Genomic DNA, 24,978 nt, shown 5'->3' with positions numbered 1-24,978 from the left:
CATACCAGAGCGCTGAGTGGGGGTTACTGACGCTCTTCGAGGGTTGGTCAGGAAGGATGTCACGACTTTCCGGCCACCCGTTAGGGCGCTCCGGATGCCGCACCGCCCGGTGGAACGGTGGCCAGCCTCCGGACGCGCGACCTGCCTCGGGCGGCGGACGTGGGGATGCGCGGTGGGGCCGCGCCCGTCCCCTCCTCGGGCGTGGCCCCACCGGCTCAGCAGGCGCCCAGCTCGCGCGCGCAGATCTCGGCGAGCGGCCGGGCGCCCAGCCGGTCGAGGAGTTCGTACGCGGCCCGCAACCGGTCCGCCGCGGCCCTCCTCCTGCCGGTACGCCGCAGCACCATGCCGAGGCCGAGAAGCGCGCGCCCCTCCTCCAGGGAGTCACCTGCGTGCCGGGCCAGCTCCAGAGCGCGGATGAGCCTGATCTCGGCGCCGGCGGGCACGTTCCGGGCACCCAGCAGCAGCCCCTCCAGCCGGGCCCGCGCCGGCCCCGAACCCGGGGAGCCGCCCCGGGCGGCCAGCTCGGCCTCCGCCTCGTCCAGGCATCCTTCCCCGATCAGCCACTCCACGAGCATCGGCCACAGCCCGGTCGCGAACGGATCCCCGTACACCGCCGCCATGTCCGGACCCGCCGTGCCGGGGGCGAGCCGCTCAGAAGTGAACGACCCGGACGCGACCGACCCCGGCACAAGCGACCCCGGCCGAAGCGACCCGGGCGCGATGGTCCCCGGCACGCGTGCACCGGGCGCGAGCAGCGTCATGGCGGCGGTCGCCAGCGCCTCGCCCCGGGTGTGGCCCATGCGGCGGGCGGCGGCGAGCGCCGCCCAGGCGTGGGCCAGGGCCCGGTCCCGCTCGCCGCGCACCGCCGGGACGGCAGCGCACACCACGCCCAGCCACGGCAGGAGCCAGCGCTGGCCGAGCCCCCGTGCCTCGGCCAGTGCCCGCTCCGCCCGCGCGGCGGCGTCGTCCCACCGCCCGTCCCGATACTCGGCCACCGCCAGCAGCGCCGCCGCGGGTAGCCGGTGATGGGGCAGCCCCGCCCGTTCCAGCGCCGTGACGGCCCCGCCCAGCACGGACAGCGCGCCGGGCACGTCGCCGTCGCGCAGCCGCGCCACGCCCGCCGCCAGCCCGTCCTCGGGCGCGCCGGCGCGGGGCCAGCCCGCCAGGGCCAGCACGTCGTACGGCCGCGCCGCCACCCCCTGGATGGGCTGCCCCACGGCCAGGTCCGCCCAGCCCGCCGCGGCGTGGAGCCGGCCCCTGACCAGGTTGAGCCAGGCGAGCTGCTCGGCCGTGTCGGCGGCGAACCCGGGCTCGCGCTCGCGCCAGGCGTCCGCCAGCAGCTCCCCCGCCCGCTCCAGGCGTCCCGCCGCCAGGGCCAGTCGCCCCAGCACGTACCGGCGGAACGGCCGCGGATCGGCGCTCGGCTCGGCGGCCAGTTCGGCCGCGCGGGTCACGTCCCCGCCGAGCAGCGTGTGCTCCAGCACGGCGGTACGCAGCTCCTCGCGCCGGGCGGGCGACTCGGACAGGCCGGCGGCGAGGTGGAGGTGGCCGGCGGCCTCGCGCCACTGGCCGTGCTGCGCCTCCTTGGCGGCCAGACCGGCCAGCTCCTCGGCGAGGGCGTCGTCGCGACCTCCGGCGGCGGCGGCGCGGTGGCGCAGGGCCGCGCCTGCGTCCGCGACGAGACGGGCGGCGGCCTGGTGCAGGCGGGCCCGCTCGGCCGGCCCCAGTGAGGCGTAGGCGGCGGCGTGGGCCAGCGGGCTCGCGAACCGCACGGTCCGTCCGGGTCCCTCCTCCAGCACCCCGGCCTCCACGGCGTTCTGCAACGCGTCGAACGCCCCTCCCCTGGGAGAACCGCCGCCGCCCGTCAGGGGACGCCGGTGCGCGCCGGCGCCCGGGCCGAGCGCCCCGCCCACGACCGCACCCTCCGGCCTGCCATGGACGGAACCGTCCGGGATGCCGGGGACGGAGCCGTCCCGTGCGCCAGGAACGGAACCGTCCAAAGCGTCAGGGACAGAGCCGTCCGAGGTGCCGGGGACGCCTCCTCCCTCCTGCGCCGGGGCGGTCGGGCCGAGGGCTGAGGCGCCGGGGGCCGTGCCGGGGCCTGGCGCCCCGGCGGGTCGTCGCGCCCCAGCGGGGCCTCGGACGGCGGCGGGACCTCGGACGGCGGCGGTGGAGACGGCGATGGCCACGTGCAGGTCGCAGGTCTCCCCCAGGACGGCGCACGCCGCCACCAGCGCCTTGGCCGCCGGGCAGCAGGCGCCCAGGCGGCGGGCGAAAGGCCGGGTGTAGGTCTCCGGGGCGGGCAGCGGCGTGCCGGTGTCGGCCAGGCGCCGGGGCGTGAGGGTGGCGAGGAGGGCGCGGGCGTGCAGGGGGTTCCCGCCGGTGTGCGCGCGCAGCCGCTCAGCGGCCCGCTCGGTCAATCCGCCGTCGGCATACGCAGCGAGCCCAGCGGCCCGCTCGGTCAGTCCGCCGTCGGCATACGCGGCGAGTCCAGCGGCCCGCTCGCTCCACCCCGCCCCGGCGTGCGCGGCGCGGGCCAGGGCGTACAGATCACCGGCCGTCAGCCCATCCAAGGCGAGACGGCGCACCGAGTCCCCCGCCAGGAAGCGTCTCAGCCCCTCCGGCAGCCACTCGTCCCCGAGGTCCCGTCCGGCGACCGCCACCAGCAGCCGGCCCCGCGGCAGGCGGCGCAGCACGTATCCCAGGGACAGCAGCGACGACCGATCCGCCCACTGGACGTCGTCCACCAGCACCACCAGCGGCCCCTCGGCCTCCAGCCGGTTGAGCTCCGCCGCCAGCGCCCGTCCCGCCCGCCACGGGTCGTCGAGCCCGGCCGCCCCGCGCACGAGCTGCCGGACGAGCCCGAACGAAAGGTCCCGCTCCCCCCGTTCGCCGCTGACGGCCAGCACCCGCGTGCCGGTGCCGGTCCGGCCGGAGCGCCCGGCCCGAGGCCCCGTACCGGCGTCGAGGCATTCCGCCAGGGCCTGGTGGAGCAGGGCGGTCTTGCCGATCCCCTCCGGACCCTCCACCGCGACGACGCGCGCGTGCCCCGCCGCGGCGGCGCGCAGCTCCGCCCGAAGCAGCGCCAGCTCGGCCGCCCGCCCCACGAAGACCGCGTCCCCCAAGACTGCGTCCCGCGGGACAGGGCCCCCCAAGACCGCGTCCCCCGAGGCAGCGTCCCCGGCGAAGACCGCGTCCCCGGCGAACGGCGCGCTCCCCCTGAACGCCGCGTTCCCGATGGACACGGTGTCCTCGGGGGACACCGCCCGCCCGACGTCCATCGCCTCTCCCCTCCGTCGCCCTCCTCTTCACGGAGCGCGGAGCGGCCCCCCTGATACATCAGGAGGGGTCGGCGTCAGCCCACGTGGACGACGGGACGCCGCTCGGCGTCGGGCTCGGCCTGCCGCAGCACCTCGCGGGTCAGCGGCGGGATGTCGCCGCCGCCGAACACCAGGTAACGCAGCAGCGCCCCGATCGGGTTGCCCTCGGCGGCCCAGTGGAAGTACACGTGCGGCATCTTGCCCGTCTGGTCGCGCAGGTACAGCAGCAGGGCGGCGATGGCGTTGGCCACGGTCGCGCTCTCCAGGCGCAGGATGCGATACCCGTGCCGCTCCTCGCCCCTCACCCTGACCTCGCTGGCGAACTCGGAGGCGTCGGGCACCGTGACCTCCAGGAACAGGATCCCCTCGGAGGGCCGCAGCCGGTGCAGCTCCCACGCCTCGCGGGCCTTGTCGATGTACTCCTTGCAGTCGCGGGCGTGCGGCTCGTTGGCGATGAGGCGCAGGTCGCCGGACTCGTTGACGAACTGCCGGGCGAGGTCGTCCAGCGTGATCTCCGTGACGCGCAGCTCGGTGGAGCGGGTCGCCCGCGAGATGAGCGAGGTGATCACGATGCCGAGCACGAACAGCAGGGCGATGACCAGGCCGTCCGGCCGCTCGATGATGTTCGCCACCAGCGCGTACGCGAAGATCAGCGTGATGACGCCGAACGGCACGGCGGCCTTGTACCTGCGGCCGACCCAGGCCGACAGGGTGACGGCGACGGCCGCCGACAGGATGAGCGCGAGCACGCCGGTGGCGTAGGCACCGCCCTGCGACTCGACGTCGGCGCCGAAGAACAGCGTGATGAGGAACGAGATCACGGTGAAGACCAGCACCATGGGCCGGGCCGCGCGCGACCAGTCGGGCGCCATGCCGTACCGGGGCAGGTAGCGCGGCACGATGTTGAGCAGACCGGCGAGCGCCGAGGCGCCGGCGAACCACAGGATGGCGATGGTGCTGAGGTCGTAGGCGGTGCCGAACCAGTCGCCGAGGTACTCGTGGGCCAGGTACGCCAGGGCGCGCCCGTTGGCCGAGCCGCCCTCGGCGAACTCCTTGGCCGGGATGAGCACGGTCGTGGCGAAGCTGGAGGTGATGAGGAACACGCTCATGATGAGCGCGGCGGTGGTCAGCAGCTTGCGCGCGCCCTTGACCCGCTGCTCCAGGTTGCCCTTGACCAGCGGCATCACGGCGACGCCGGTCTCGAAGCCGGACAGGCCGAGGGCGAGCTTGGGCATCACGTACAGCGACACGGCGACCATGGCGACCGGGCTGGCGTAGTCGGAGGCCAGCAGGTTCTGCCAGTCGGTGACCTTGGCGGGGGCGGCGAGCACGTGCCGGACGGCGGTGGCGACGACGACGACGTTCAGGACCAGGTACACGGCCACGAGCACGACGGCGATGGAGATCGCCTCGCTGAACCCGGCGAGGAACACGCCGCCGAGGCCCGCGATCAGCAGCAGCGTCACCGGGACCTGCCAGCCGGCCAGCGCCTTCGGCACGAACGGGTTGTGCAGGATGTGCGCGGTGGCGTCGGCCGCCGACAGCGTGATCGTCACGATGAACGCCGTGGCGACGAAGCCGAGCAGGAACAGCACGAGCAGCTTGCCGCGCCAGCCGGGCAGCAGCCGTTCGAGCATGGACAGCGAGCCGAGCCCGTGGGGGCTCTGCTCGGCGACGGCCCGGTACGTCGGCAGCGCGCCGAACAGGGTGAGGGCCACGAGCAGCAGCGTGGCGATGGGGCTGAGCGCGCCGGCGGCGAGGGCGGCGATGCCGGGCTGGTAGCCGAGCGTGGAGAAGTAGTCGACGCCGGTGAGGCACATGACCTGCCACCAGGCGTGCTGATGCTCGGGCGCCTCCTCGTGGTGCGGTCCGGTGGTGCGGCGATCGGAGCGCTGCAGTCCTTTCAGCAGCCACTCGCGTACCCCTGAGCCGGCCGTACTGACCACGTTCTCCCCCTGCGCGACGCGCGTCCCGCCTTGGGACGCCTTCTTGTGGTGGACAACTGTGCCACGCACCCCTGGGGTTCCGTCACTCACCCCTTCTCCTGATATGTCTGGCATGTCGGCGGACCCTTCCCGGCAGGACGGGGCGTACTCATGTCCCGCCGGGAAGGGTCCGGGCGCCGCGGATCTCCTCGGGGCCGCGCTCCGGCCTACTCCGGGGCGCGCTCCCCCGCCTCGGCGACGCCCTCCTCCGCCCACAGCCGCCGCATCTCCGGGCAGCTCGCCAGCAGCCCGGACAGCGTCCCGCGCCCGGCGACCCGGCCGCGGTCGAGGACGACGATCTCGTCGGCGCGTTCGAGGGCGGCCCGCCGGTGCGAGACCACGAGCAGCGTCGCGGGCCCGCCGCCGTCGCGGGCGGCCGTCGCCAGCCGGTCCCACAGCAGCTCCTCGGTCTCGACGTCGAGCGCGGACGACAGGTCGTCCACGACCAGCAGGTCGGGCGCCCGGACGAGCGCGCGGGCGGCGCTCGCGCGCTGCGCCTGGCCGCCGGACAGCCGGACGCCGCGCGGCCCCACGACGGTGTCCAGGCCCTCGGGCATCGCGGCGAGGTCGTCCTCCAGCGCCGCCAGGGCCAGCGCCCGCTCCAGGCCGTCGCCGGACGCGCCGAGCAGCAGGTTCTCGCGCAGCGACGCCGAGAACAGCCGGGGCACCTGACCGGCGTGGGCCACCCGGCCGGGCACCAGGAACGTCCCGGGGTCGGCGACGGGCCGGCCGTTCCAGGTGATCGTCCCGCCGTCCAGGGGGACCAGCCCGAGCAGCGCCCGTACGAGCGTCGTCTTGCCGGCGCCCACGGCGCCGGTGACCACCGTGAACGACCCGCGCCGCACCCGCAGGTCCACCTCGCGCAGCCCGGTCCCGAGCGGCCCGAGGCGGACGGTCAGGCCGCGCGCCTCCAGCACCTCCAGCGGGTCGTCGTGACGGGGCCGGGGCGCGGCGGCGGGCGGCTCCCGGTGGAACCACACGCCGCTGTCGCGCGCCAGGTCCCGGACGTCCTCGTGCGGCGCCATGAGCCGGGCGAGCCGGCCGGTGGCGACGGCGGCGTGCGGGAGCCGGGCGAGGATCCCGCCGACGACGCGTGGCAGCGCCGCCAGCCACCCGGCGTAGCTGGTGAACAGCGCCAGGTCGCCCACGGTGAATGCGCCGCTCCGCATGGCCGGCGCGGCGAGCACCAGCACCAGGCCGGCGCCGATCTCGACGGCCGCGTTCGTGACGCCGTCCAGCAGGTCGCCGGCCAGCCGGTCGCGGACGGCGGCCTCGCGCCGCGCGCGGTTGCGCGCGCGCAGCCGCTCCAGGGCCGCCTCCTCCGCGCCCGCGACCTTGATCGCGAGGACGCCGCCGAACATCTCCCCGACGTACGCGGTGACGTCCGCGCCGAGGACCCTGACCCGCTGGTGCAGCGAGCGGACCCGCCGGCGCAGCAGCCGGCTCGCCACGCCGATCACGACCATCGGCACCACCAGCGCCGCCGTGACGGCGGGGTCGATCGCCGCCATGACGCCCAGGGCGGTCCCGCCGAACAGGATCGCCCCGGCCAGCGGCACCGCCTCGTCCACCAGCTCCACCAGGTCGCTCACGTCGTCGCGCAGCCGCGCGAGCGTGTCGCCCGGGGCGCGCGGCAGCCTGGCCGCCACCGGGCCGGGGGCGGTGAGGACGGAGCGGAGCACGTTGGCGCGCAGCAGGGTCGCCGCCGCGTCCCACCAGTAGTCGCCGTACGTCCAGGCGACCACCATGGTCAGCCCGCGGGCCAGTTCCACGCCGACGAGCGCGGCGCACAGCCACAGCACCTGGTCCGGGGCGGCCGGCGCCCGGCCGCTGATGCCGTCGAAGATCTTCTGGAGCGCGAGGCCGGTGAGGACCGGCAGCACGCTGACCGGCATCCACAGCAACGCGCCGACCAGGAAGCGGCGCAGGTCGAAGCGCACCAGCCCGGCCGCCACCGTCCGCACGTCCTTCGCCGCCCCCGCCGTCCGCCCGCCCTTCGCCGCCGCCGCCGTCCGCACGCCCTTCGGTGATCCGCTCATCGGGTCACCCCCGCCAGGTCCAGGAGCCGGGAGAAGCGGCTGCCCGGGTCGGCGGCGAGCTCGGCGCGGGGGCCGTACTCGACCACCCGCCCGCGCGACATGACCGCGATCTTGTCGACCCGCGACAGCGACGACAGCCGGTGCGCGACGATCACGCCCGTGCGGCCGGCGAGCAGCCGGTCCATGCCGCGCTCGACGCGCCGCTCAGTGGCGGGGTCGAGCCGGCTGGACGCCTCGTCGAGCACCACCAGCCCCGGGTCGGCCAGGAACGCCCGGGCGAACGCCAGCAACTGCGCCTCACCGGCCGACACGCCGCGCAGCTCCGTGTCGAGGCCGTCCGGCAGCCCGGCCAGCCAGTCGCCGAGCCCGGCGTCGGCCAGCGCCCGCCGCAGCGCGTCGTCGCCGGGCGAGGGCCGGAACAGGGTGAGGTTGTCGCGGACACTCGCGTCGAACAGCCGCACGTCCTGCGTGACCGCGTACACCCGCTCGCGCAGGGAGCCCTCGTCCACCTCCCGCAGGTCCACGCCGCCGACCCGCACCGCGCCCGCCACGGGGTCGTACAGGCGCAGCGCCAGCCGCGTGATCGTGGTCTTGCCGCTGCCGGTGCGGCCCACCAGCCCGAGCGTCTCGCCCGGCGCCAGCGTCAGCGTGACGTCCGACAGCACCCGCCCGCCGCCCTCCTCGGAGGCGTCGTAGGCGAAGGCGACCCCGTCCAGCTCCAGCGCGAGCGGCCCCTCCGCCGGCAGCCGGCGGGGCCGCGCGGGCGCGGGCAGCGTGCGCCGCTCGGCCAGCAGGCCGCCGATGCGGCTGATCCCGGCGAGGGCGCCCTGGTAGTCGCGTAACCGGTCGATGAGCCGTTCGAACGGCGCCCGCACCATCACCGTGCACTGGAACACCAGGACGGCGGTGCCGACGGTGAGTGTCCCGGTGGAGCGCGCCCACGCGGCCAGGGCCAGCATGAGCGCCGTCCCGGCGGCGAACGCGACCGACGTGCCCGCCAGCAGAGCGCTGCCGATGCGATCGGCGCGGTGCTCGGCCCGGTACCAGGTGGCGGCGGTGCCGAGGAAGCGGGTGACGACGTGCTCGCCGGCGCCGTTGGCGCGGATGTCCTCGGCGCCGGCGATCCGCTCCTCCATCTCGCCGTACAGCCGCGCGCCGGCCGCCCGCGCCGCGGTGGCGGAGGGCACGGCCAGCCGCTGGGCGCGGGTCGTGGCGAGGCCGATCAGCACGCAGTACGCGAGCAGCGCGCACCCGAGCCGCGGGTCGGCCGCCAGGACGACGCCGAGCACGCCCGCCAGCAGCAGCGCGCCGCCCACGACGTCCATGAGGAACGCCACGACGAACCCCGACACGGCCACCACGTCGCCGTCCACCCGCTCGATCAGCTCGCCGGGCGTGTGCCTGCCGTGGAAGTCCATGTCGAGGCCGAGGGCGTGCCCGGCCAGGCGCTCACGGAGACGGTCGGTGCCGTCCCAGGCGAGCCGGCTCGCCAGCCGGGCGGCGGCCAGGCGGGCCGCCTGCCCGGCGACGGCCGCGGCCAGGGCGGCGAGCGCGATGAGGGTGAGCCGGCCGGTGCCCGCGCCGGCGATCGCGTCGTCGACGAAGCGGCGGGTGAGCTGGGGGCCCGCGAGCGGGAGCACGGTCATGGCGATGACGGCCGCGCCGAGCGCCAGGCCCGCCCGCCGGCCGGGCCGCATGAGCCGCAGCACCAGCCGCCGGACGTCCCTCTCCGCACGGACCCCCGTAGCGTCCGCACGGACCCTCGCGTGGTCCGCACGGACCCTCGTAGCGTCCGCGCTGATCTCCCGATCGCCCGCACGGGCCCGCCGCCCGTCACGGGCATGGGTCTTCCCGTCTCGGGCACGAACCTCCCGGTCGCGGGCACGAACGTCCCGGCCGCGGGCTCGGGCCTCCCCGTCGCGAGCGGGGGTCTCCCCGTCGTGGGCGGGGGTCTCCCCGTCGCGGGCACGGGCTTGACTGTCGCGGGCACGAACGTCCCGGCCGCGGGCACGGGCCTCCCCGTCGCGAGCGGGGGTCTCCCCGTCGTGGGCGGGGGTCTCCCCGTCGCGGGCACGGGCTTGACTGTCGCGGACAGGGCCCTTGCCTGCGGCCGCGCCGGGTCCCGTGACATGCCGATCCTCCCGGTCCTGCCGGGTCTCGGAGGTCATCGGCTACACCCTCCGCGCGACGTGCAGCAGGTACTGCTCACGGTCGAGCGGGTCGCGCCCGTCGCGCCGCCGGACCGGCGCGGGCCCCCGGACCGGCTGGTAGTGGTCGAAGGACGTCTCCAGGACGCCTTCGCCCCGGGTCAGCCCGGGCAGCTGCCGTTCCAGCCGGTGCACCTCGGCGGCCGGGACGTCGCCCGCCAGCTCGCACCACGCGCCCCGCCACGCCGTACCCCCGTGGACGGCGCGCAGCCGCCCCAGGACGGCCACCACCTGCGTGGCGGTGTCGGCCGGCACCTCCAGGTGGAAGCGGTGGACCGGCTCGCACACGACCGTCCCGGCCCGCCGCAGCGCGCTCATCAGCACCAGCGGCGTCAGGAGCCGGAAGTCGCGGGCCGTGGAGGCCGGCGAGGCGTAGCCGGAGCGCGTCATGGTGACCGCGCAGTCCACGACCTCCCAGCCGCGCAGGCCCTGCCGCAGCGTCTCGCGCACGGTGGCGCCGATCGCCTCGGCCAGCTCGCCGGCCGACTTGTAGACGTACAGCGGGAGCGTGCTCAGCGGGGCGTCCACGCGGAAGGCGACGCCCGAACCGGGCGGCGCCGGCTCGACGCGCAGCCCGACCGTGGCGACGAACGGGTTGCCGTCCTGGCCGAGCAGCTCGACGGCCTCGCCGGTGGCGGCGGGGCGTTCGACGCAGATGGTGGTGGTCTCGCGGAAGGTCACCTCCAGGCCGTAGTCGGCGGCCAGCGTCGCCTGGACGACCTCCTTCTGCACCTCGCCGTAGAGCGAGACGGAGACCTCCTGCCGCTCGTCGTCCTGGCGCAGGCCGATGAGCGGGTCCTGTTCGGCCAGCTCGGCGAGGGCCGCGTGCAGGGCGCCGCGTTCGGCGGGACTGCGGGGCACCACGACGGTCTCCAGGCTGGGTGGCGCGAACCACCCTCGCCCCGGCGCTCCCGAGGAGCCCGCGGCTCCCGAAAGCCCCGAAGATCCCGGAGAGCCCGAGAACGCCGAAACCCCCGAAGAGCCCCACGCCCCCGACGATCCCGGGTCCCTCGAAGACCTCGAAAGCGCCGCGGGACCCGAGTGCTCCGCCGGGCCCGCCGCGCGGATCTCGTCGCCGATCCGCGCCTCGGGCAGCCCCCGCACCGTCCCGATCCGCCCGGCCGTGAGCGTCGCCCGCGGCCCGGCGCCGCCCCGGTCGAAGACGCGGATCGCGGTGATCCTGCCCTCGCGCTCGTCCGGCGCGCCGGGAGGGCCGAAGCGGACCCGGTCGCGCACCCTGAACGTCCCGGACCGCGCCCGCACGTACGCGACCCGCTCCCCGGCCGGCCCCCGCTCGACCTTGAAGACGGTGCCCGACGCCGGCGCGTCCGCGTCGCCCTCGGCCGCCGGCAGCAGCTCCTCGAACCCGGCCATGAGCGCGTCCACCCCGGCGCCGGTGATCGCCGAGCCGAACAGCACCGGGTACGCCCGCGCCCGCGCCGTCTGGTCCGCGAGCGCGCGGCGCAGCCGGTCGTGGGAGAGGGCGGGCCCACCGGCGACGTAGTCGGCCAGGAGCGCGTCGTCCCGCTCGGCCAGCGTCTCGGCCAGCCCGGACAGGAACCCGGCGTCACCGGGCCCGTACGGCGCGAAGGAGGCGTCCCGCGTGCCGGCCCCGCGCACGGCGCCCAGCGGGACGGCGTCCGGGGTGAGCCGCTCGGAGACCGCCCGCAGGACCCGGGCGGGGTCCGCGCCGGAACGGTCGATCTTGTTGACGAAGATGATCGCGGGGATGCGCAGCCTGCGCAGCGTCCGCATGAGCACGCGGGTCTGCGCCTGCACCCCTTCGACGGCGGAGACGACGAGCACGGCGCCGTCGAGGACGCCGAGGGCCCGCTCCACCTCGGCGATGAAGTCGGGGTGGCCGGGCGTGTCGATGAGGTTGACCGTGACTCCACCGACTCCACCGACTCCACCGACTCCGCCGACCCCACCGGCCCCGCCGACGGCGAACGACACGACGGCGGACTTGATGGTGATGCCGCGCCGGCGTTCCAGCGCGAGCGTGTCGGTCTGCGTGTTGCCGTCATCGACGCTGCCGACCTCGTCGATGACACCGGCGGCGTGCAGCAGCCGCTCGGTCAGGCTGGTCTTACCGGCGTCTACATGCGCCAGGATCCCCAGGTTGAGCGTTCGCACGAAGCGTTCATGTCCTTCACGTAGACGAAACCTCCTGACTGGATGGACATGGACCTACGCCGCATCTCGGGCCTCCTCGCTCGCTCGACGGTCGTCGCGGGGAGTGAAACAGAGGGCGGGCCATGCGCACAACCGAATATCCGGCCGCCCGTGCGGAAGACTCGCTGTCATGAGGATCACGCTCGTCCAGGGAGACATCACCGAGCAGCGCGTCGACGCGGTCGTCAACGCGGCGAACCCGTCCCTGCTCGGCGGCGGCGGGGTGGACGGGGCCATCCACCGGCGCGGCGGCCCGGCGATCCTCGCCGAGTGCCGGCGGCTGCGCGCCACCCGGTACGCCGACGGGCTGCCGGTCGGCCAGGCGGTCGCCACGACGGCCGGCGAGCTGCCGGCCCGGTGGGTCATCCACACGGCCGGCCCGGTCTACTCCGGCCGGGAGGACCGCTCGCACCTGCTCGCCTCCTGCTACCGGGAGGCGCTGCGGGTGGCCGACGAGCTGGAGGCGGTCACCCTGGCGCTGCCCGCGGTGTCGGCGGGGATCTACGGCTGGCCCGTGGCCGACGCGGCCCGCATCGCGGTGACCACCGTGAGGGCCGCGCGCACGAGGGTGGAGGAGGCGCGGTTCGTGCTGTTCACGGCCGACGTCCACGCGGCCTTCGCCCGCGCCCTGGAGGACGCGGGCGGGTGACCCCGGCCACGCGGAGGAGCCGGCGTTCCGACCGGCAACCGCGACAGGCCCGTCAGCCGCCGGGCCCGACCGGGTTGTACGGCGCCCCGTCACCCGTCGTGGGGAGGTCGCCGCGCGGCACGACCGTCGGCGGCGGGGCGGGCATGCCGTCCCCCACCGCGGGACGCGCCCCGGTCACGGCCGCGCGCAGCGCCTCCCGGCCGACCTGGCCCACCGCGGCGGCCAGCCGCACGTAGTGGTCGCCCCGGACGACGGTGTAGTCCTGGCGGACCCCGTCGGTCCGGTACCAGCCGTCCCCGTCGCGCTCACACCGCGCGGCCCGGCGCCCGTCGCCGCCGCTCACGGGCGTGGACGCGCACACGTCATCGTCGAACGAGCCCCGGTCGACCCGCAGCTCCACGGGCTCGCCGGCGCCCTTCTCGGGGGCGTAGAGCACGCCGAACCCCTCGTCGCCGACGCCGCCGGCCGACTGCTCCAGGATCCGGTAGCCGTCCAGCTCGACGGCGTAGATGAGGTCCGGCGCGGCCCCGGAGGCACGGGCCCGGTCGACGACCTCCTGGCTGAGCGCCCCCTGCGACCCGCACGCCGCGAGCACCGCCACCGCGAGCCCCGCCGGCAGGAGCGCTCGTGCCGGGCGGGCCGGGACCCCCTTCCGGGCGCCTTTCACAGCCGCTCCTGGGCGAGGGCGCGGCCCATGACCAGCCGCCGGATCTGGTTGGCGCCCTCCACGAGCCGCGGCGCCTTGGCCTCGCGCGGGAACCGCCCGGCCGCCTCGTCGGCCGCCGCCCGGGGCGCGACCTCCCTGGCTACCGGCTCACGGGTCGGCCGGATCAGGTCGTGCGCCCCGGGGGTGGGCAGGGCACGCTCGACGGTCATCGGTGAACACTCCTCGTGCGTGCCGGGCATTCCACCTAGACGATCACCAGGTCACGAGGGGTGAGGTTCAGCCGCTCGCCGTCGTTCTCGCCGCAGACCACGATGTCCTCGATGCGGGCGCCGTGGCGGCCGGGCAGGTAGATGCCGGGCTCGACGGAGAAGGCGAAGCCGGGCTCCATCGCCTCGGTGTTGCCGGAGACGATGTAGGGGTCCTCGTGGGTCTCGATGCCGATGCCGTGGCCGGTGCGGTGGACGAAGTACTCGCCGTAGCCGGCCTCGGTGATGACCTCGCGGGCCGCGGCGTCGATCGACTCGCAGCTCACGCCGGGACGTACAGCGGCGCAGGCGGCCTCCTGCGCCCGCCGCAGCACCTCGAAGTAGGCGGCGTACTCGGCGGGCGGCTCGCCCACGCAGTAGTTGCGGGTCGAGTCGGAGCAGTAGCCGTTGTGGAGCTGGCCGCCGATGTCGACGACGACCGGCTCGCCCGGCTGGATGACGCGGTCGGACACGTCGTGGTGCGGGCTGGCGCCGTTGGGGCCGGAGGCGACGATGACGAAGTCGACCGTGGCGTGGCCGGCGGCGAGGATGGCCTCGGCGATGTCGCGGCCCACCTCGCGCTCGGTGCGGCCGGCGCGCAGGAACTCCGGCACCTGGCGGTGCACGGCGTCGATGGCCTCGCCGGCCTCGCGCAGCGCCGCCACCTCCACCGCCGACTTGCGCATCCGCAGCTCGCGCAGCACGCTGCCGGCCAGCACCTGCCGGGTGTCCGGCAGCACGTCGCGGAAGCGCAGCGACGACATGGCCCACATCCGGTCGGCGAGACCGACCGTCGCCACCCGCCCGAGCCGGTCGGCGGCGATCCGGTACGGGTCGTCGGTCTCGTCCCAGGCCACGAACTCCAGGCCGAGCCGCGCGGCGGGCGACGCCTCCGCCGCCGGCAGCTCCAGGCGCGGCACCAGCATGTACGCCTCGCCCGAGGCGGGCACCACCAGGCAGGTGAGCCGCTCCAGCGGCTTGGCGTCGTAGCCGCTCACGTACCGCAGGTCGGGACCCGGAGTGAGCAGGAGGGCGTCGATGCCGGCCTTGGCGGTGGCCTCCTGGACGGCGGCGAGACGGGACACGGGATACAGATCTGAGGACGTCACGGCCACAAATCTACTCCCGACGCCACCTCCTAAAATCCGCGAAAAGGTCTTACAACACGCCAAGCCATCGCTACCCTTCGCTCACGCCTGACCGCATAGTGTGAGGCGAATGTCCCGTTCCACTGCATTCGAGGGTGTGTCTCATGGTCGACGTCATCAGCGGCGGGCCGGGGCAGCGGCGGCGTCCGGGAGGTGCCGCCGGCGCGCCCCATCAGGGCGCTGCCGAGAAGGAGCTGCTGGCCGCGCGGCTGGCGCACGCCCAGCGGCTGGGCAACATGGGCTGGGCCGAGTGGGACCTGCGCACCGGGGAGACCGCCTGGTCCGACCAGGTGTACGTGATCTTCGGCCGTGACCCGGCCAGGGGGCCGGCGGACCTGCCGGAGCTGGCCGGCCTGGTGGAGCCGGACGACCTGCGGATGCTCGAACAGCTCCTGCTGACCGTGGTGCACGAGGCCGAGGCGGCGCAGGCCGAGATGCGCATCCGGCGCGGCGGCGAGCTGCGCAACCTGCGCGTCGTCCTGGAGCCCCTGCTGTCGGCGGGCCGGCCGGCCGACGACCTGGGCGCCGGGCTGCGGGCGGCGGCCACGGTGCGCGGCGTCCACGCGGTGTTCCAGGACATCACCGGCCGCCGCCGCGCCGAGCGCATCATGTCGGAGTCGCGTCGCCAGCTCCTGGAGGCCCGCGTCAAGGCGGCTGAGGAGCGGCACGTGATGCTGGCGCTGCGCGAGGCGATCCTGCCCGACCCGGTCGGCTGCCTGGACCTGCCGCGCACCCGCATCGCCGTACGGTACGTGCCGGCGGAGAAGACCGCGAGCCTCGGCGGCGACTGGTTCGAGGCCGCGCCCCTGCCGGACGGGCGGGTGCTCCTGGCGATCGGCGACGTGTCGGGCCACGGCCTGCCCGCGATCGCGCACATGGCCCAGCTCCGCCATGCGCTGGTCGGGCTGACGATGACCGGGCGTCCGGCCAGCGGCCTGCTGGCGCTGCTGAACGACCTGGTGATCCACCGCCTGGAGGGCACCACCGCCACGGCCGTGATCGGCCACCTGGACTCCTCGACGCGGGTGTTCAGCTGGGCGCGGGCCGGCAACCTGGCGCCCATCCTGGTGCGCGACGGCGTCGCCCGGCAGCTCGAACAGGCCAGGGGCGTGCTCCTCGGGGCGGCCGGCGACCAGGCGTACCATCTGGCGCGCGTGGAGCTGCGGGAGGGCGACCTGCTGCTGATGTTCACCGACGGGCTGGTCGAGCGGCGCAACCGCGACATCGACGAGGGCCTGGCGCTGGTACTGGCCGCCGCCGCCCGGCTGACCCGCGACGACCTGCACCTCGGCCTGGACGCGGCGCTGGACCGGCTGCTGGAGGAGATCGGCGGCCCGAACCCCGAGGACGACGCCTGCCTGCTCGCCGTCGGCATCGAGGACCGTCTCGGCGCCTGATCAGGGGCCGGGCCGCGTCATCCTGTCCCGGACGTCGGCGGTCAGCTTCTCCAGCAGCTCGGCGAGGGTGGCCCGTTCCGCCGGGGTCAGGCCCGCCACCAGGGACGCCTCGCGGCCGAGGACCGAGTCGACCGAGCGTTCGATGAGGGCGTGGCCCTCGTCGGTGAGCGACACCGCGACGCTCCTGGGCCCGGTCTCGCCGGGGCCGCGCCGGATCAGGCCCGCGCGCTCGGCCCTGGCCACCCGCTGGGAGATCGCGCCGGCCGTCACCAGCGTGCGGCGGGCCAGCTCGCGGGTGCTCAGCCGGTACGGCGGCCCGGACCGGCGGATCACCGACAGCAGGTCGAGCGTGGCCGCGTCGATCCCGGCGGCGCGCAGGACCCGGGCCCGGTCGTCGGCGAACATCTTGGCCAGCCGCCAGATGGGCGTGACGATCTCGATGGAGTCGGTCGGCGTGCCGGGGCGCTCGCGCTGCCAGGCCGCGGCGATCTCCGCGGGACTGGCCGGGGTTTGGACCATCGGGGCATCCTCCGCTACGTTTAGGGCTAAACGTACCAGTCGTGAGGAGGAATCATGGGCAGGACCGTGCTCGTCACCGGAGGTACCAGCGGCATCGGCCGGGCTGTCGCCGCCCGGTTCGCCGCCGACGGCGCCGACGTCGTCATCACCGGCCGCCACCCGGACACCGTCGAGCCCGCCGCCAAGGAGCTGGGGGTGCGCGGGCTGGCCTGCGACGCCGCCCGTCCCGACCAGGTCGCCGCCCTCGCCGAGGAGCTGGGCGGCCCGCTCGGCGTGCTCGTCAACGCCGCGGGCGGCCTGCCCGCCGGGCCGGCCGCCGGAACGCCGCCGTTGGAGGCGCTCGCCCAGGAGTGGCTGTCCAGCGTCTCCGCCAACGTCCTCACCGCCGTCCTCACCACCACCGCGGTGAGCGACCTGCTCGTCCCGGGGGGCACGGTCGTCAGCATCGGCTCGATCGGCGCCGAGCGCGGCGGCGGCTCCTACGGCGCCGCCAAGGCCGCGCTGGCCGCCTGGAACGCCACCCTCGCCGCCGCGCTCGGCCCTCGGGACGTCACCTGCAACGTCATCTCCTCCGGGTACGTCACCGGCACCAACTTCTTCGGCGACGGCATGACCGAGGAGCGCCACCGCAGGCTCGTGGAGGAGACGCTGCTCAAGCGGCCGGGCACGCCCGGCGACATCGCGGAGACCGTCTTCTTCCTCGCCTCCCCCGGCGCGCGGCACATCACGGGACAGACCATCCACGTGAACGGCGGAGCCTTCACGACCCGCTGACCGGCGCGCGGGATTGTCACTCCCGGATGCCACCATGGGGGGGTGCTGATGCTGCTCGACACCCCGTCGCTGTACTTCCGCGCCTTCTACGGCGTGCCCGACTCGGTCACCGCGCCCGACGGCATGCCCGTCAACGCGGTGCGCGGCCTCATCGACATGATCGCCACCCTGGTGCGGGCCCACTCCCCCACCCGGATGGCGGCCACGATGGACGCCGACTGGCGGCCCGCGTTCCGCGTGGCGGCCATCCCGACGTACAAGGCGCACCGGGTGGCCCAGGGCGACCGATCGGCTCGGGTCGCCCAGGGCGACGAGGAGGAGGTCCCGGACACGCTGGTGCCGCAGATCCCGGTGATCGAGCAGGTGCTCGACGCGGTCGGCATCGCCCGGCTGGAGGCGCCCGGCTTCGAGGCCGACGACGTCATCGGCACGCTCACCCATCGCGAGGACGGGCCGGTCGACATCGTGACCGGCGACCGCGACCTGTTCCAGCTCGTCGACGACGCCCGGCCGGTGCGCGTCCTCTACACCGCGCGCGGCATCCGCAACCTGCAGATCGTGGACGAGGCGTTCGTGACGGGCAAGTACGGCATCCCGGGCCGCGCCTACGCCGACTTCGCGACCCTGCGCGGCGACCCGAGCGACGGCCTGCCGGGCGTGGCCGGCGTCGGCGAGAAGACGGCCGCCTCGCTCATCACCCGCTTCGGCTCGCTGGAGGCGGTGCTCGCGGCGCTCGACGCGGGCGTCACCGAGGGGTTCCCGGCGGGCAGCCGCACCCGGCTGTCCGCCGCCCGCGACTACCTGAGCGTCGCGCCGGCCGTGGTCGAGGCGTCCTCCGACGTGCCGCTGCCGGCCGCCGACCTGGCGCTGCCGGGCAAGCCGCGCGACCCCGAGGCCCTCGTCCGCCTGGCCGACCGCTACGGCCTGGACAGCCCGCTCAACCGCCTCCTGGACGCCCTCCCCGGCTGACCGCGCGGCCCTCCCCCATCCACCCCCGCCCGTCCTTCGCCCGGCCGGTCACGCGGCACGCCGCCCCTGTCCGGCCTCCGCCCCGCTGAGCACCCCTTCCGGCCGAGCCGCCCAGCCGGTCACCCGGGCCCGCGACTTGTCGCGACCGCCCCGCGCACCTGCGCTCGGCACGCGCCCCCTCACACCGCCGCAAGCCTGATCATCCCGGCGACCGCTCCGTCCGCTCGCGCGTCGCCCGGCCGGTCACGCGGCGCATCGCCCCTGTCCGGCCTCCGCCCCGCACCAGCCTGGCCGCCGGGCGCGGCCGACGACCCCGGCGCGGCGCGGGCCGCGTGAGGGCCGGGTCAAGGGAGGGGTCAGACGGTGAGGACGATCTTGCCTGTGGGGTGCCCCTGGGCGAGGTGCTCGATCGCGGCGGCCGCCTCGGCGAGCGGGAAGGCGCGCCCGATCACCGGCCTGACCGCACCCGACTCGATGAGCCGGCCCAGCTCCGAAAGGTCGTCGGCGCCCTCCTTGGCGGTGAGGCCGCGCAGCCGCTGCTTGGTGGCGAGCTGGGCCAGGGGCCGGCGCAGCAGCGCGCGCGAGTACCCGCCGAGCAGGCCGGGGCCGTCGTGACCGCCACCCGCGATCACGAGCGTGCCGCGCGGCGTCAGGGCGCGCCGCAGCAGCGAGATCGGACGCGTCCCGGCCACGTCGATGATCACGTCGTGGCGCGGCCCGTCGCGGTCGACCTCGTCGCGGGTGTAGTCGAGGACCTCGTCGGCCCCCAGCGAGCGCACCAGGTCGGCCTTGCCCGGCCCGCACACGGCGACGACGCGCGCGCCGAGCGCCTTGGCGATCTGCACGGCGAACGTCCCGATGCCGCCCCCGGCGCCGATGACCATCACCCGCTGCCCCGGCCGCACCTGGCCGGCGTCGCGGACCGCCTGCAGCGCGGTCGTCCCCGACACGGGCACGGCCGCGGCCTCCTCGAACGACAGACCGGCGGGCTTGCGCGCCAGCAGCCGCTCGGGCGCCGCCGCGTACTCGGCGAACGAGCCGTGATCGCACGTGCCGTGCACCTCGTCGCCGGGCCGGAACCGGGTCACGCGGGAGCCGACGGCCTCCACGGTCCCGGCGAGGTCCCGGCCGCGCACGCGTTCCTTGGGGCGGCGCAGCCCGAACCCCATGAGGCGCACGGCGGGCGGCCGGCCGGTCATGAGGACCCACACGCCCGGGTCCACGCCGGCGGCGCGCACCCGGACGAGCACCTCGTCGTCGCCGACGCGCGGCGGGTCGGTCTCCTCCAGCCGGAGCACGCCGGCCGGTCCGTACACGTCCTGGACGATCGCCTTCATGACGCCCCCTCGGGCGGGTCGGGATACTGGAACACGTCGTCGAGCGGGACTCCGAAGACGCGGGCGATCAGGAAGGCCATCTCCAGGGACGGCGAGTAGCGTCCCTGCTCGATGGCGATGACGGTCTGCCTGGTCACGCCGATGCGGTCGGCCAGGTCCGCCTGGGTCATCTCGCCGTGCTCGAAGCGCAGGGCGCGGATGCGGTTCGTGACACGCGTGGGCTTCACCACTCCGGCAGGCTCCTGCGGTAGGCGGCGACCCTGGCGAAGCCGCCGAGGACGGCCGACAGCACGAAGCAGAGGTAGACCGCGTTGGCGATCCAGAACCGCTCCCAGCCGGCCATCGCCATCAGCATCGCCGCGATGGCGCCGATGGCGACGAACGCCTGGCCGACGTGGTCGCCGAAGCGGGCGATCTCCCGGTCGCGCACGTCCCTGACCCGCGACGCCCCGGGGTTCACCGCCGCCATGACGATCTCGGCCAGGATCGAGGCCGCGACGGCCCCGCCGACCGACCACAGCAGGGCCGCCTCGTACGGCGTCTCGGCGAGCGGGCGTCCGCCGGTCCCGCCCGCGATGATGACCACCGCGTACGCGGCGTAGGCCACCACGGCCACGACCAGCCTGATCCACGCGCGTTTCTCTTCGTGCGTCATCGGTCATCCTCTGCGATGTACAGAATCTTTGACATGGCCAATGTAACCCGTCTTTGACCTCATGTACAGAATCTTTTACATCCGTCCGGGGGCACGACCGGCCGGGCACGGGCCGCGCGGTAGGTTGATCGGCGTGTCGAAGACGAGCATCCAGGTCCGAGACGGTGTCCCCCAGCGCCTGGAGGACGGGTTCGCGCGCATCAGGCGCGAGGCCGACCTGCCGGCCGACTTCCCCCGAGCGGTGCTCGACGAGGCCGACTGGGTGGCCGAGGCGCCCCGCGCGCCGGGCGAGGACCTGACCGAGCTGCCGTTCGTCACCATCGACCCGCCCGGCGCCATGGACCTCGACCAGGCCGTCCACCTGGAGCGCCTCGCCGGCGGCTACCGGGTGTGGTACGCCATCGCCGACGTGGGCGCGTTCGTCCGCCCGGGCGGGGCGATCGACGCCGAGGCCCGGGACCGCGGCGAGACCGTCTACCTGCCCACCGGCAAGGTGCCGCTGCACCCCACGGTCCTGTCGGAGGGCGCGGCCAGCCTGCTGCCCGGGGCGACGCGTCCCGCGGCGGTGTGGCGGATCGACCTCGACGCCGACGGCCGCACGATCGGCGCCGACGTGCGCCGCGCCCTGGTGCGCAGCCGCGAACGCCTCGACTACGCCTACGTCCAGGCCGCCGTGGAGACCGGCACGGCCGACGGCACCCTCGGCCTGCTGGCCGAGATCGGCCCGCTGCGGCTGGAGCTGGAACGCGAGCGCGGCGGCGTCACGCTGCCCACCCCCGAGCAGGAGGTCGCGCCGGCCGGCGGCGGCTACCGGCTCGAATACCGCGTGCCGCTGCCCGCCGAGGCGTGGAACGCCCAGATCTCCCTGCTCACCGGCATGGCCGCGGCCACCATGATGCTCGACGCGGAGATCGGGCTGCTGCGCGTGCTGCCGCCGCCCCGGCCCGACGACCTGGCCAAGGTACGCCGGGTGGCGGCGGCGCTGGGCGTCGCCTGGGCCGACGACGCCACCTACGGCGAGGTCGTGCACGGGCTCGACGCCAAGAGCCCGCAGCAGGCCGCGTTCCTGCACGAGTCACGGGTGCTGCTGCGCGGCTCCGGCTACGTCGCCTTCGACGGCGCCCCTCCTCCGATGGCCGACCACGCCGCGGTGGGCGCGCCGTACGCGCACGTGACGGCGCCGCTGCGGCGCCTGGCCGACCGCTACGCCACCGAGGTGTGCCTGGCGGTCGCGGCGGGCGAGCCGGTGCCCGAGGACGTCGCCCGCGCCCTGCCGGAGCTGCCGCCCCTCATGACGGCCGCGGGCCGGCGCGGCAGCACGGTGGAGCGGGCCTGCGTGGACCTGGTGGAGGCGTTCCTGCTGCGCGACAGCATCGGGGAGGCGTTCGAGGCCGCGGTGATCGACGTGTCGGCGGACGGCCGGGGCGGGCAGGTCCAGCTCGTGGAGCCGGCCGTGATCGCCCGCTGCGACGGCGCCCTGCCGCTCGGCGAGAAGGTCACGGTCCGCCTCGTCCAGGCGGACCCCGCCACCCGCGAGGTCCGCTTCGCCCTGGCCTGACGGCGGCTCGCGGGCCCGGGCACGGCTGTGGCCGCGACCCGGGTGGACGGGCCGCGGCCGCAGGGGCACGGGTCACTTCTTCAGGACGCTCCAGCCCGCCCCCACCCCCATGAGGTGCAGGGCGACGCAGAGGAGCCCGGCCAGCCCGAGCGTGGTGACCGTCAGGACGCCGCCCACGGACAGCCCCGCGAGGGCGAAGATCAGGGCGAGCAGGAAGAACACGGCTGCGGCGACGGCGAACATGGCAACCTCCGGGAGGTCCGACGGACGCCGGGGATCCGAGCCGGGGCTTGGCCTCAGCGCGGTGCGTCCGAAGCGTTACGGGCTTTCCGACATGGGGATGTCCGCGGGGTTCGGGCAGGAAACTGGCCCGGCGGTGACGTTGCGTAGACCGCCGATGACAACATCTTGACCGGCCGGTCAGTCCGCGCCCGGGGAGACGTCCTCGCCCCCGCCGGAACTCCAGCCCCGAAGGGGCCCGCCCTCGCAGACGGACGCATCCTCGAAGACAGGCGCCGCCCCGATTCCGGACGCGCCTGCCAAGGTGGCCGCGTCTCTCGTAGGTGGGCGCGGCCCGCGAAAGCCGCGCGGCGCCCTAGTTGACCGACGAGTACGCCACCACGCCGCGCCGCATCCCGTCGATCGCCTTGGACGCCGTCTGCCTGATCTTGCTGTTGGGCGGCGCCGCGTTGCCGAGCTGCCCGAGCAGGTCCATGAGCTGCTTGATCCACCGGACGAAGTCGCCGGCCGCCAGCTCGTTGCCGTTGACGCCGTCCATGAGCACCGCGTCCAGCGTGTGCCCCTTGGTCCAGCGGAACGCCGCCCACGCGAACCCCAGGTCGGGCTCGCGGATGGTGTCGAGGCCGTGGTCGGACTCGATGCCCTCCAGCTCCGCCCACAGCCGCACCATCGCCGTCAGCGCGTCCTGCGCCCGCCCGGCCGGGATCTTCGGGCGGCGGGCGTCGTCGGACTGCCGCGACTCGAACACCAGCGCCGACACGCACGCCGCCAGCTCGGCCGGCTCCAGGTTCTCCCACAGCCCGCTGCGCAGGCACTCGGCCGTCAGCAGGTCGAGCTCGGTGTAGAGGCGGCCCAGGCGGCGGCCCTCGTCGGTGACGGTCTCCTCCTGCAGGTAGCCGAGCTGCTCCAGCACCGCGCAGATGCGGTCGAAGGTGCGCGAGATGACGTGGGAGCGCCCCTCGACGCGCCGCCGCAGCCCCTCGGTCTCGCGCAGCAGCTTGTAGTAGCGCTCGGCCCAGCGGGCGTGGTCCTCGCGCTCGTCGCAGCCGTGGCACGCGTGCTGCCGGATGCGCCGCCGCAGCTCGTTGACCTCGTCGTCCTCCACGCTGTGGTCGCGCGCCCTGGGCGGCTTGCCCAGGTCACGGTCGCCGATCTTGGCGAGCAGCGTGGAGACGAGGTTGGCGCGCTCCTTGGGCGAGCGGCCGTTGAAGTTCTTCGGGATGCGCAGCTTCTCGATCGGCTCGACCGGCACGGGGAAGTCGGCCGCGTCGAGCTTCTTGATCTGCTTGCCGATGGTCAGCACCAGCGGGCTCGGGCCGCCGCCGCGCGGGTTGCGGCCGGGGTCGAGCACGATGGCCAGGCCCGCCCGGCGCCCGCCGGGCACCCGGATGACGTCGCCCGGCTGCAGCGCCTCCAGCGACCGCACGGCCGCCGCCCGCCGCGCCGAGCCGCGCTGGCGCGACAGCTCGGCCTCCCGGTCCGACAGGCGTCGCCGCAGCGCCGCGTACTCGGTGAAGTCACCCAGGTGGCAGGTCATCGCCTCCTGGTAGCCCTCCAGCGCCTCCTCGTGCTTGCGCAGCTGCTTGGCCAGCCCGACGACCGCCCGGTCGGCCTGGAACTGCGCGAACGACTCCTCCAGCAGCGTGCGGGCGCGCTCGCGGCCGAACTGGCCGACGAGGTTGACGGCCATGTTGTACGAGGGCTGGAAGCTGGAGCGCAGCGGGTAGGTGCGCGTGCCGGCCAGACCGGCGACCGACAGCGGGTCCATGCCCGGCTGCCACAGCACCACGGCGTGGCCCTCGATGTCGATGCCGCGCCGCCCGGCCCGGCCGGTGAGCTGGGTGTACTCGCCGGGCGTCAGGTCGGCGTGCGACTCGCCGTTCCACTTGTCGAGCTTCTCGATGACCACGGTGCGCGCCGGCATGTTGATGCCCAGCGCCAGCGTCTCGGTCGCGAACACCGCCTTGACCAGGCCGCGGGTGAACAGCTCCTCGACGACCTCCTTGAAGGCCGGCAGCATGCCCGCGTGGTGGGCGGCCAGGCCCCGCTCCAGGCAGTCGCGCCACTCCAGGTAGCCGAGCACCGCGAGGTCCTCGTCGGGCAGGTGGGCGGTGCGCTCGTCGACGAGCTGGCGGATCTCGTGCCGCTCCCGCTCGGTGGTGAGCCGGATGCCGGCGTACAGGCACTGGGCCACGGCCGCGTCGCAGCCGGCCCGGGAGAAGATGAACGTGATCGCGGGCAGCAGCCCCTCGGCGTCGAGCTTCTCGATCACCTGGGCGCGGTCCGGCGGCCGGGAGCGCTGCGGGCGGCCGTAGCCGCGCCGGCCGCGTCCCATGGCCAGCCGTTCGGCGTCGCGCGTGACCCGCATGAGCGTCGGGTTGATGCGCGCGACGTCGTCGTCGCTCATGAACATGTCGTAGACGCGGTTGCCGACCATCATGTGCTGCCACAGCGGCACCGGCCGGTGCTCGTCGACGATGACGGTGGTGTCGCCGCGCACCTCGCCCAGCCACTCGCCGAACTCCTCGGCGTTGCTGACCGTCGCCGACAGCGCGACCAGCCGGACCGACTCGGGCAGGTGGATGATGACCTCCTCCCACACCGCCCCGCGGAACCGGTCGGCGAGGTAGTGGACCTCGTCCATCACCACGAACCCCAGCCCGGCCAGCGTCGCCGAGCCGGCGTAGAGCATGTTGCGCAGCACCTCGGTGGTCATGACCACGATCGGGGCCTCGCCGTTGACGCTGTTGTCGCCGGTCAGCAGGCCCACCTTGGCGGTGCCGTAACGCTTGACCAGGTCGTTGTACTTCTGGTTGGACAGCGCCTTGATGGGGGTGGTGTAGAAGCACTTCTGCCCCTGCTCCAGGGCGAGGTGGACGGCGAACTCGCCGACGACCGTCTTGCCCGAGCCGGTGGGGGCGGCCACGAGGACGCCGTCGCCCGCCTCCAGCGCGCGGCACGCGTCGACCTGGAAGTCGTCGAGCTGGAAGTCGTACAGTCCTCGGAACGATCTGAAAGCGGCCCCGTCGTCTCCGAACCTGTCGCGGAAGGCCGCGTACCGTTCCGCTGGCGTCGTCATGACGTCAGCCTACCG

General features: G+C 75.3%; 19 protein-coding genes. 5 read left to right on the top strand and 14 right to left on the bottom strand.

Annotated elements, in window-relative coordinates; all coding sequences use genetic code 11:
* Positions 1–215: 215 nt before the first annotated feature.
* The 5 genes from HD595_RS35535 to HD595_RS35515 all read right to left on the bottom strand — a co-directional run bounded on the left by HD595_RS35535 (position 216) and on the right by HD595_RS35515 (position 11,687).
* Entirely contained in the window at positions 216–3,125 is a 2,910-nt protein-coding gene (locus HD595_RS35535; protein ID WP_253776835.1) for an AAA family ATPase, read from the bottom strand.
* A 230-nt stretch (positions 3,126–3,355) separates the two neighbouring features.
* Entirely contained in the window at positions 3,356–5,356 is a 2,001-nt protein-coding gene (locus HD595_RS35530; RefSeq protein WP_253776833.1) for an amino acid transporter, read from the bottom strand.
* 116 nt (positions 5,357–5,472) lie between these two features.
* The gene (locus tag HD595_RS35525; protein ID WP_253776831.1) at positions 5,473–7,344 is read right to left on the bottom strand and encodes an ATP-binding cassette domain-containing protein; all 1,872 of its coding nucleotides are present in this window, start codon (positions 7,342–7,344) and stop codon (positions 5,473–5,475) included.
* Entirely contained in the window at positions 7,341–9,053 is a 1,713-nt protein-coding gene (locus HD595_RS35520) for an ABC transporter ATP-binding protein (protein WP_253776829.1), read from the bottom strand. The genes HD595_RS35525 and HD595_RS35520 overlap by 4 nt, the downstream gene beginning before the upstream one ends.
* A gap of 462 nt (positions 9,054–9,515) precedes the next feature.
* A complete protein-coding gene (locus HD595_RS35515) occupies positions 9,516–11,687 on the bottom strand; it encodes a GTP-binding protein (RefSeq protein WP_253776827.1) in 2,172 nt (723 codons plus the stop codon).
* A gap of 169 nt (positions 11,688–11,856) precedes the next feature.
* On the opposite strand from HD595_RS35515, the gene HD595_RS35510 reads away from it, so the two are divergent.
* The gene (locus tag HD595_RS35510; RefSeq protein WP_253776824.1) at positions 11,857–12,375 is read left to right on the top strand and encodes an O-acetyl-ADP-ribose deacetylase; all 519 of its coding nucleotides are present in this window, start codon (positions 11,857–11,859) and stop codon (positions 12,373–12,375) included.
* A 52-nt stretch (positions 12,376–12,427) separates the two neighbouring features.
* Here the strand turns inward: HD595_RS35510 and HD595_RS35505 are convergent, their stop codons facing one another.
* Genes HD595_RS35505 through HD595_RS35495 form a run of 3 tightly spaced genes read right to left on the bottom strand, consistent with a single transcriptional unit; the run spans position 12,428 to position 14,396 of the window.
* Positions 12,428–13,042 carry a hypothetical protein gene (locus HD595_RS35505; protein WP_253776822.1) on the bottom strand — a complete coding sequence of 205 codons (615 nt, stop codon included), beginning with the start codon at positions 13,040–13,042 and terminating at the stop codon, positions 12,428–12,430.
* On the bottom strand, positions 13,039–13,251 hold the full coding sequence (locus tag HD595_RS35500; RefSeq protein WP_253776820.1) for a hypothetical protein: 213 nt from the start codon (positions 13,249–13,251) through the stop codon (positions 13,039–13,041). The genes HD595_RS35505 and HD595_RS35500 overlap by 4 nt, the downstream gene beginning before the upstream one ends.
* A gap of 35 nt (positions 13,252–13,286) precedes the next feature.
* Positions 13,287–14,396, bottom strand: coding sequence for a M24 family metallopeptidase (locus HD595_RS35495; protein WP_253776818.1), 1,110 nt, complete (start codon positions 14,394–14,396; stop codon positions 13,287–13,289).
* Positions 14,397–14,539: 143 nt separating this feature from the next.
* On the opposite strand from HD595_RS35495, the gene HD595_RS35490 reads away from it, so the two are divergent.
* The gene (locus HD595_RS35490; protein WP_253776816.1) at positions 14,540–15,832 is read left to right on the top strand and encodes a PP2C family protein-serine/threonine phosphatase; all 1,293 of its coding nucleotides are present in this window, start codon (positions 14,540–14,542) and stop codon (positions 15,830–15,832) included.
* On the opposite strand, the gene HD595_RS35485 is transcribed toward HD595_RS35490, so the two are convergent.
* A complete protein-coding gene (locus tag HD595_RS35485) occupies positions 15,833–16,351 on the bottom strand; it encodes a MarR family winged helix-turn-helix transcriptional regulator (protein WP_253776814.1) in 519 nt (172 codons plus the stop codon).
* A gap of 54 nt (positions 16,352–16,405) precedes the next feature.
* Between HD595_RS35485 and HD595_RS35480 the strand changes: the two genes are divergently transcribed.
* Positions 16,406–17,125, top strand: coding sequence for an SDR family NAD(P)-dependent oxidoreductase (locus HD595_RS35480; protein ID WP_253776812.1), 720 nt, complete (start codon positions 16,406–16,408; stop codon positions 17,123–17,125).
* 48 nt (positions 17,126–17,173) lie between these two features.
* The gene (locus HD595_RS35475; protein WP_253781420.1) at positions 17,174–18,094 is read left to right on the top strand and encodes a 5'-3' exonuclease; all 921 of its coding nucleotides are present in this window, start codon (positions 17,174–17,176) and stop codon (positions 18,092–18,094) included.
* A 356-nt stretch (positions 18,095–18,450) separates the two neighbouring features.
* Here HD595_RS35475 and HD595_RS35470 read toward each other — a convergent pair whose 3' ends face one another.
* The 3 genes from HD595_RS35470 to HD595_RS35460 are packed head-to-tail and all read right to left on the bottom strand — an operon-like array spanning position 18,451 to position 20,086.
* Complete coding sequence (locus HD595_RS35470) at positions 18,451–19,431, bottom strand: NAD(P)-dependent alcohol dehydrogenase (protein ID WP_253776811.1); 981 nt, start codon at positions 19,429–19,431, stop codon at positions 18,451–18,453.
* The gene (locus tag HD595_RS35465; RefSeq protein ID WP_420540735.1) at positions 19,428–19,658 is read right to left on the bottom strand and encodes a helix-turn-helix transcriptional regulator; all 231 of its coding nucleotides are present in this window, start codon (positions 19,656–19,658) and stop codon (positions 19,428–19,430) included. The genes HD595_RS35470 and HD595_RS35465 overlap by 4 nt, the downstream gene beginning before the upstream one ends.
* Positions 19,655–20,086, bottom strand: a complete 432-nt coding sequence (locus tag HD595_RS35460; RefSeq protein ID WP_253776807.1) for a hypothetical protein — start codon at positions 20,084–20,086, stop codon at positions 19,655–19,657. The genes HD595_RS35465 and HD595_RS35460 overlap by 4 nt, the downstream gene beginning before the upstream one ends.
* A 133-nt stretch (positions 20,087–20,219) precedes the next feature.
* Here HD595_RS35460 and HD595_RS35455 point away from each other — a divergent pair, with 133 nt between their 5' ends.
* Positions 20,220–21,644 carry an RNB domain-containing ribonuclease gene (locus HD595_RS35455; RefSeq protein ID WP_253776805.1) on the top strand — a complete coding sequence of 475 codons (1,425 nt, stop codon included), beginning with the start codon at positions 20,220–20,222 and terminating at the stop codon, positions 21,642–21,644.
* Between the two features lie 72 nt (positions 21,645–21,716).
* Here the strand turns inward: HD595_RS35455 and HD595_RS35450 are convergent, their stop codons facing one another.
* The gene (locus tag HD595_RS35450; RefSeq protein WP_253776803.1) at positions 21,717–21,887 is read right to left on the bottom strand and encodes a hypothetical protein; all 171 of its coding nucleotides are present in this window, start codon (positions 21,885–21,887) and stop codon (positions 21,717–21,719) included.
* Between the two features lie 352 nt (positions 21,888–22,239).
* Entirely contained in the window at positions 22,240–24,963 is a 2,724-nt protein-coding gene (locus HD595_RS35445) for a DEAD/DEAH box helicase (protein ID WP_253776801.1), read from the bottom strand.
* Positions 24,964–24,978 lie beyond the last annotated feature (15 nt).

Source organism: Nonomuraea roseoviolacea subsp. carminata, from assembly GCF_024172185.1.
GTDB classification, from domain to species: Bacteria; Actinomycetota; Actinomycetes; order Streptosporangiales; family Streptosporangiaceae; genus Nonomuraea; species Nonomuraea roseoviolacea.
The sequence above is the reverse complement of the archived record's forward strand: the minus strand, read 5'-3'. Positions and strand labels throughout refer to the sequence as shown.